Genomic DNA, 5,023 nt, shown 5'->3' with positions numbered 1-5,023 from the left:
AAAGCCCCCGCCCTCCGGATCGGATCCGGAGGGCGGGGGCTTTGCCGTACGTCGGGAGGTCAGCCGGTGTTGCGCAGGCCTGCCGCGACGCCGTTGACGGTGAGCAGCAGGGCTCGGGAGAGCAGCGGGTCGGGGTCTTCGCCGCGTTCGGCGGCGGCGCGCTGGCGGGCGAGCAGGGAGACCTGGAGGTAGGAGATGGGGTCGAGGTAGGCGTCGCGGACGGCGAAGGTCTGCTGGAGGACCGGGTGGGAGTCGAGGAGCTTCTCGCCGCCGGTGATGCGCAGGACTTCGCGGACGGTGAGCTCGTGTTCGGCCTCGATGCGGTCGAAGACGTGCTTGAGGCCGTCCGGTACGAGGGTGTCGACGTAGTGGCGGGCGATCCGCAGGTCGGTCTTGGCCAGGGTCATCTCGACGTTGGAGAGGAAGTTGCGGAAGAAGTGCCAGCGCTCGCCCATCTCGGTGAGGGCTGCCTCCCCGCCGGCTTCGCGCAGGGCCTTGAGGCCGGAGCCGACGCCGTACCAGCCGGGGACGATCTGGCGGGACTGGGTCCAGCCGAAGACCCAGGGGATGGCGCGGAGGCCGTCGAGGCCGGCGCCGGAGTCGGGGCGGCGGGAGGGGCGGGAGCCGAGGTGGAGGTCGGCGAGCTGGTCGACGGGGGTGGCGGCGAAGAAGTACGCCGGCAGGTCGGGGTCCTCGACGAGTGCGCGGTACGCGGTGTGTGCGGCGTCGGAGACGGTGTCCATGGCCGCGTCCCAGCGGGCGAGGTCGTCCTCGGACTGGCGCGGGGCGGTGTGCAGGGCGGAGGCCTGCAGGGTCGCCGCGACGGTCAGTTCGAGGTTTTCGCGGGCGAGGGACGGTACGAGGTACTTGTCGGAGATGACCTCGCCCTGCTCGGTGACCTTGATCTCGCCTTCGAGCGTGCCCCAGGGCTGCGCGAGGATCGCGTCGTGGGAGGGGCCGCCGCCGCGGCCGACGGTGCCGCCGCGGCCGTGGAAGAGGCGCAGGCGGACGCCGTAGCGGTGGGCGACGTCGCGCAGTCGGCGCTGGGCGCGGTGGATCTCCCACTGGCTGGTGGTGATGCCGCCGAACTTGGAGGAGTCGGAGTAGCCGAGCATGACCTCCTGGACGTCGCCGCGCAGGGAGACGAGGCGTCGGTAGGAGGGGTCGGCGAGCATGGCGTCGAGGATGACGTCGGCGGCCTTGAGCTCGTCGGTGGTCTCCAGGAGCGGGACGATGCCGATCTTGGCCCAGCCGGCGTGGAGGTCGATGAGGCCGGCTTCGCGGGCGAGGACGGCGGCGGCGAAGACGTCGTCGGCGCCCTGGCACATCGAGATGATGTAGGACTCGATGACTTCGGGGCCGAACTTCTCGAAGGCGTCCTTGATGGCGGAGAAGACGCCGAGGGTCTTCTGGCCGGCGGCGTCGAGGGGTGCGGGCGTGGGGGCGAGCGGGCGGCGGGAGCGGAGTTCCTTGGCGAGGAGCTTCTGCCGGTAGTCGCGGGGCATGTCGGCGTAGCGCCAGGATTCCTCGCCGAGGCGGTCGAAGAGCTGGCCGAGGGCGTGGTGGTGGGCGTCGGCGTGTTCGCGGACGTCCATGGTGGCGAGCTGGAGGCCGAAGGCGGCGAGGGTGCGGATGGTGCGGTCCATGCGGCCGTCGGCGAAGAGGGCGCCGCGGTGTTCGCGCAGGGAGGTCTGGAGGAGGGTGAGGTCGGCGAGGAGCTCGGCGGTGCCGAGGTAGTCGCGGCCTTCCTCGTGGGGGGTGCCCTTGGCGAGGCGCTCGCGGGTGTTGACGAGCTTCTGGCGGATGCAGGTGGCCTTGAGGCGGTAGGGCTCTTCGGCGTTCAGCCGCTTGTAGCGCGGGCTGATCTCGGGGAGGCGTTCGAGGTCGGCCTGGAGGGAGGAGAGGAGTTCCTCGGTGGCGCCGGTGTAGCGGATGGAGTTGGAGAGGAGTCCGCGCAGGAAGTCGACGAGTTCGAGGGCGTCGGTGATGCCGTGTTCGTGCTGGAGGATCAGTACGTCGCGGGTGACGTCGGGGGTGACGTTGGGGTTGCCGTCGCGGTCGCCGCCGATCCAGGTGCCGAAGGTGAGGGGGCGGGTGCCCGCGGGCAGCTCGACGCCGACGCGCTGGAGTTCCGCGGCGAGGTCTTCGAGTACGTCTCCGACGGCGCCGGCGTGGAGCTCGTCGAGGTAGTAGATGGCGTTGCGGGCCTCGTCGGCGGGTTCGGGGCGGACGACGCGGAGCTCGTCGGTCTGCCAGACGAGGTCGATGTTCTCGGCGAGCCGCAGGTCGTGGCGGCGGCGTTCGCCGGCGCCGGAGACGGGCTCCTCGAGGAGGGCGGCGATGCGGCGCAGCTTGGTGAGGACGCTGCGGCGGGCTGCCTCGGTGGGGTGTGCGGTGAACACGGGGCGGACGTTGAGGTTCTTGACCGTCTCGCGCAGGTGTTCGGGGTCGGCGTCCTTGAGCATGTCGGCGGTGCGGGCCAGCAGCCCGCCCTCGGCGGCACGGTGGGCGCGCAGTTCCTTGCCGCGGTGCACCTGTTCGGTGACGTTGGCGAGGTGGAAGTAGGTGGAGAAGGCCCGTACGAGCTTGGCGGCGGTCTCCAGGTCGGTGTCGCCGAGCAGTGCGGCGGCGGCTTCGCCGTCGGTGCGGGTCAGGGCGCGCACTTGTTCGACGAGGTCGAGGAGTTCTTGGCCTTCCTGGCGGACGAGGGTCTCGCCGAGGAGGTCGCCGAGGCGGCGGATGTCCGCCCGCAGCTCTGCGTTGGCGGCGACGGCGGTGGCCTGGGCCTTGGCCGGGGTGGAGGAGGCCTGGTCAGCACTGCTCACAGGTGCGGCTCCTTGCAGTGTTCGAGCGCTACTGGGAGGTGGGCTCCGGGGTGCGCGGGGGTGTGTCTCCCCGGATTCCTCCCCCAGCCACGGCTGGGAGGGGGCCCAGGGGGTGTCCCCTGCCTGATGCGCAGCTCGGCTGCCCGTGCGGACCGCGCTGTCCGACGACACCAGGATAGGTGTCCGGGCCTCGTGCCCTGCTAAACGTCTCACCAGGCGGCGCGCGGGCAGGGGTGGGCGCGCTTCGCGCGCCCCGGCCTGGTCGCGCTCCTCTTGTCGGGGGCTGTGGCTTTGCCATACTTACGATGCCGTAGGTTACGCGTCCGTAGCCTGGGCGGGCGCCAGGGCGTCCGCCGATTCCTCACCCCCCAGGGGATCCCATGACCACCAGTCCCGAGCTGATCGAGGACGCCTCGGCGACCTCGGATTCCGATTCCGATTCCACCGCGCCCTCCGCGACCCTCGGAGGCGAGAGCAAGCGTTCGGTCGAGCAGATCGCGCTGCTGCTGTTCATCACCGTTCCCTTCCTGGCGCTGCTGGCGACGATTCCGCTGGCCTGGGGCTGGGGGGTGAGCTGGCTGGATCTCGGCCTGATGGCGTTCATGTACTTCCTGGCCTGCCATGGGATCACCATCGGCTTCCACCGGTACTTCACGCACGGTTCCTTCAAGGCGAAGCGGCCGCTGCGGATCGCGCTGGCCGTGATGGGTTCGATGGCGGTGGAGGGGCCGCTGGTGCGCTGGGTGGCGGACCACCGCAAGCACCACAAGTTCTCCGACCACGAGGGCGACCCGCATTCGCCGTGGCGGTTCGGGGAGACCGTCCCGGCGCTGATGAAGGGGCTGTGGTGGGCGCACATCGGGTGGCTCTTCGACGAGGAGCAGACAAACCAGCAGAAGTACGCCCCGGACCTGGTCAAGGACCCGGCGATCCGGCGGATCTCGCGTGACTTCGTCCTCTGGACGATCGTCTCGCTGGCGATCCCGCCGCTGGTCGGCGGCCTGGTGACGCTGTCCTGGTGGGGTGTGTTCACGGCGTTCTTCTGGGGCTCCCTGGTGCGGGTGGCGCTGCTGCACCACGTGACGTGGTCGATCAACTCGATCTGCCACGCGGTGGGCAAGCGCCCGTTCAAGTCGCGGGACCGCTCCGGCAACGTGTGGTGGCTCGCGGTGCTCTCGTGCGGGGAGTCCTGGCACAACCTGCACCACGCGGACCCGACGTCGGCCCGGCACGGTGTGCTGCGCGGCCAGGTCGATTCCAGTGCCCGGCTGATCCGCTGGTTCGAGCTGGCGGGCTGGGCGACGGACGTGCGCTGGCCGTCCGAGGCCCGTATCGACGCCCGGCGCAGGGAAAACGCGTCGAACGCGGCATGATGGGGGACGTGGCGATCGACGGCAGCAGTTCCAGCAGCGACAAGCCCCGGCGGGGCCGCCGGGTCAGGATGACGGGCGCCGAGCGGCGTCAGCAACTGCTGGACATCGGCCGCACCCTGTTCGCGGAGAAGGGCTTCGAGGGCACGTCGGTGGAGGAGATCGCGGCGAAGGCCGGGGTGTCCAAGCCGGTGGTGTACGAGCACTTCGGGGGCAAGGAGGGCCTGTACGCGGTCGTCGTGGACCGGGAGATGCGCCAGCTGCTGGACGGGGTGACGGGCGCGCTGACGGCCGGGCATCCGCGGGAACTGCTGGAGCAGGCCGCGTTCGCGCTGCTCGACTACATCGAGTCGTACACGGACGGCTTCCGGATCCTCGTCCGGGACTCCCCGGTCGCCCAGTCGACGGGTACGTTCGCCTCGCTGATCAGCGATATCGCCACGCAGGTCGAGGACATCCTGGGGCTGGAGTTCAAGGCGCGCGGATTCGACCCCAAGCTGGCCCCGCTGTACGCGCAGGCGCTGGTCGGGATGGTCGCGCTGACCGGGCAGTGGTGGCTGGACGTGCGCCGGCCGAAGAAGGCGGAGGTCGCGGCGCATCTGGTGAATCTGGCCTGGCACGGGCTGGACGGGCTGGAGTCGAAGCCGCGGCTGGTGGGCCACCGCAAGAGCTGAGCGCCGCCGCGGCGGCGGCGTACGACGCGACGATGCGACGGCGCCCCGTCACCGGAGATGGCCGGTTCTACTGATCCCCGCAACACCCTGGAGTTCAGGGAGTTGCGGGGATCATGGGTTTTGAGGTGCTGAAGGCGAGGTTCTTCGAGGCGCT

General features: G+C 70.6%; 3 protein-coding genes. 2 read left to right on the top strand and 1 reads right to left on the bottom strand.

The annotated features are described in order from the left end of the window. Positions 1-59: 59 nt before the first annotated feature. Positions 60-2,753 (bottom strand): phosphoenolpyruvate carboxylase, encoded by a 2,694-nt coding sequence (ppc, locus tag AB0I68_RS38685; RefSeq protein ID WP_363182134.1) that lies wholly within the window; start codon positions 2,751-2,753, stop codon positions 60-62. Positions 2,754-3,205: 452 nt separating this feature from the next. Between ppc and AB0I68_RS38680 the strand changes: the two genes are divergently transcribed. Next, on the top strand, positions 3,206-4,198 hold the full coding sequence (locus AB0I68_RS38680; protein WP_363182133.1) for a fatty acid desaturase: 993 nt from the start codon (positions 3,206-3,208) through the stop codon (positions 4,196-4,198). Beyond that, positions 4,198-4,869, top strand: a complete 672-nt coding sequence (locus AB0I68_RS38675; protein WP_030865813.1) for a TetR/AcrR family transcriptional regulator — start codon at positions 4,198-4,200, stop codon at positions 4,867-4,869. The genes AB0I68_RS38680 and AB0I68_RS38675 overlap by 1 nt, the downstream gene beginning before the upstream one ends. Positions 4,870-5,023 lie beyond the last annotated feature (154 nt).

Origin of the sequence: Streptomyces sp. NPDC050448 (genome assembly GCF_040655295.1) — a bacterium.
Taxonomy (GTDB): domain Bacteria; phylum Actinomycetota; class Actinomycetes; order Streptomycetales; family Streptomycetaceae; genus Streptomyces.
Note: the sequence above shows the minus strand (reverse complement) of the source record. Positions and strands in the feature narration are given on the sequence as shown.